This window comes from Shewanella sp. 11B5, from assembly GCF_002836795.1.
In the GTDB taxonomy this organism is placed as follows: Bacteria; Pseudomonadota; Gammaproteobacteria; order Enterobacterales; family Shewanellaceae; genus Shewanella; species Shewanella frigidimarina.
The window spans coordinates 1-2,765 of sequence record NZ_PJAP01000996.1 but is presented as its reverse complement, the minus strand read 5'-3'; the positions used below and the strand labels follow the sequence as shown (position 1 = coordinate 2,765).

4 protein-coding genes are annotated in these 2,765 nt (G+C 36.9%); all 4 read right to left on the bottom strand.

Features of this window, described 5'->3' with window-relative positions:
* Window positions 1–387 (bottom strand): flagellar export chaperone FliS (fliS, locus tag CXF78_RS19410; protein ID WP_102037681.1); only part of this gene is annotated, 387 nt, incomplete at its 3' end.
* A 6-nt stretch (window positions 388–393) separates the two neighbouring features.
* The gene (locus tag CXF78_RS19405) at window positions 394–720 is read right to left on the bottom strand and encodes a hypothetical protein (protein WP_102037680.1); all 327 of its coding nucleotides are present in this window, start codon (window positions 718–720) and stop codon (window positions 394–396) included.
* A 14-nt stretch (window positions 721–734) separates the two neighbouring features.
* Window positions 735–2,099 (bottom strand): flagellar filament capping protein FliD, encoded by a 1,365-nt coding sequence (gene fliD, locus CXF78_RS19400; protein ID WP_102037679.1) that lies wholly within the window; start codon window positions 2,097–2,099, stop codon window positions 735–737.
* Between the two features lie 68 nt (window positions 2,100–2,167).
* Window positions 2,168–2,575, bottom strand: coding sequence for a flagellar protein FlaG (locus tag CXF78_RS19395; protein WP_102037678.1), 408 nt, complete (start codon window positions 2,573–2,575; stop codon window positions 2,168–2,170).
* Between the last annotated feature and the right edge of the window lie 190 nt (window positions 2,576–2,765).

The following is a 2,765-nucleotide window of genomic DNA, read 5'->3' as shown; positions in this document are numbered from 1 at the left end:
TAAGTGATGTTTATCTTGCGGAATAGCATCCCACCCTTCTTTGAGTGTTCTTAAAACAGCAACGGCATCATCGATAGCTTGAGTATCATTTTTCAAATTTGCTTCGGTTACTTTCATAATAATAAAGTCATACAATTGACTAAGGTTCCCAGCGATTTCACCGCCTTCATCCATATTTAAACTATTATTCAGGCCGTTGACAATACCTATCGCTTTCCCAATAAACAGACCTTTATTATTCATATCTCGGTTTTCAATGGCATAGCGACTTTGAGCAAGCCTCTCGAGACCACCAGCAAACATCATTTGAATAATACGGTGCGGCGAAGCGACTGATATTTCGCTGTCAAGCGAAACCTTACGATATGACTGTAAAGAACTTCTCATAATAACCTACCTGTTAGCATCAATGTTTTGATAAACCTTAATTTGTCGTTGATGAGCGCGCTTTACATTTAATAAATTTTGTCGATGAAACATTACTTTTGAAGCCCTATCTTTAAAACTATTCGTCAATATTAACTGTTCGGATAGTAAAGTAGCGAATGTGTCATCGACAGCACTATTAATCAGTGAAACGATATATAATTGACGCGCGCCTATAGAATCAAGCAATAATGAGACCAACTTGTCTGATTGTTCATTTTCTGCAGGAATTTTCTCAATTTGATTTAACGTATCTTCAATAGTTTCGTTAATCAGTTTAAGTTCAGCATTCAATCAAAGTTTTCCTTTTACTCTCTAACTACGCCAGGTAAGGAAGCCAGACTATTTGTCAGACTAGAGCTTTGTGTATTTAGCTGGGCGACAATTAAATCCATCGCATTAAATTGCTTCAATAAACGAGCCTCCAACTTCTCCATTTTCAAAGTAAATGCTTCTCTTTGATCAGTTATTCGACTAGTTGCTGAAGTATAGGAATTATTACGACTATCAATCACACCACCAGACTTAGTATAACTCTTAACTAAATCATCAAATTGGTAAGCTAACCCTGTGTCGCTTGTTGAAAATATACCTTCAACGAGAGACATATTATTAGTAACAGCTTCACTTAGCTTAGTATCGTCTATTGAAAGTTTTCCTGAACTATCAGTCGAGATGCCAAGCTCATATAAAGCGGACTCAATACCATCAACGCTAACCCTTTCGCTGACCGTTTTTCGAAGTTGCGACTCTAAGGAACGGATAATCGAATCGCCTTGTAAAGCCGATGCAGTCTTTTTATCAACATCAAAAGATGATAATTTGTCCATTGAAGTTAATAAGGCATTATAAGCACTGACAAAACTCTCAATATTACTCTTTACTGTATCAGTGTCCTGCGCAATTGTAAGTGCAGAGGTCGATCCTACATCCGCTTTTGTTAGAGATAATGTAACCCCGGTAATAGCATCATCAATAGTATTATTCTGAGACGTTAGTTTTTGCCCATCGACATATATTATTGAGTTTTTAGCTTCTTGTAATATTTCTAAACTCGCACCATTGAACATATCAGATAAACCAGTACCACTAGAATCTGTTGCCGTCATAGTAATTTGGTTATCTGTTCCAGGACTTTTTGCGGTAAAAACGAGTCTGCTCCCAGCATCACTTTTAATAATAGTTGCTGTAACGCCAGCGTTGTCTGATGAACTATTAATTTTAGTTGCTATAGCTGAAAGACTATCAGTAGATTCGATAGCAACAGAAAAACTATCACCATTAATAGAAAAATCTAAACTTCCTTGCCCAACGCCTTGCAAAGGGTCAGCCACATTTGCCCCAGCCAACTTTTGTGATTGAGCAAGCTGTTCGACCTTGATATCATAACTACCAGGTTGAGCATACCGGTCTGCTTTAGCATTAAAAAAAGCACTATCTCCTGTGGTAACCGTACGTAAATTTAATAGTTCACCACTCTGAAGTTTTTTGGAAGCATCTTGAAATGTCGATAAACTACTTTTTAATGTTCCGATAGCAGAGACTTTGGCATTTATTTTGGTTTCTTGTTGAGTAAACAGAGCCTCTTTAGGGTTTTTCTCTGCGGCTACAAGCACGCTGACGATATTTGAAATATCTAGCCCTGAACCTATCCCCGTTGCTGTTAATGCCATAACCTTGCTCCTGTATACTAGTAACAATAATCAAAGCAAATACTATGCCGATTAAGTTAATGTTAGAATCAAACTTCTATTTTCATTAAAATCCCTGACACTTCACTTAATTTTTCTGCCAGTTTTAGCGCTTCTTCACTAGGGATTTGCCTAATGATATCACCAGAACTCACATCTTGAACTTTAATCACCTGTTTGCCGGACTCTTCATCAACTGAGAACTTCAGTCCCTTTTGCATCATCGACATCATCTCAGTAAGCTCGTTGGCAACTCCTGTCAAGTTTTCATCTTTTTTTTGTGTAGTTACTTGTGTTTCTTCTGCATCTTGAACAGCTTGAACTAAAAATGCTTTATCAAGATCTAACTGACTCGTTTCTGATATTTCATCTTCCACAGAAACTTTACTCAAATCAACTTTTGTAGATTCAACTTTATTGATAAAATTAGTGTTATTGGTAACGGTTTGAATGTCCATGATGCACCTCAACTTACCTAATTACATAGTAAAAGCTAGATTAACAACCATTATTAAATGAGATTATTATTTTTACAGCAAAGGGAGATCCGTTATCGAATCTCCCTTTATCTAACTTAAAACTAAGTTTTATAGTAACGACAAAGCGATTTGTGGTAACTGGTTAGCCTGAGCCAACATAGCAGAACCC

What these genes read in the sequence shown, in the direction of transcription:
- fliD (WP_102037679.1), bottom strand. Translation starts at nt 2,099, where the DNA reads ATGGCATTAACAGCAACGGGGATAGGTTCAGGGCTAGATATTTCAAAT.
- CXF78_RS19395 (WP_102037678.1), bottom strand. Translation starts at nt 2,575, where the DNA reads ATGGACATTCAAACCGTTACCAATAACACTAATTTTATCAATAAAGTT.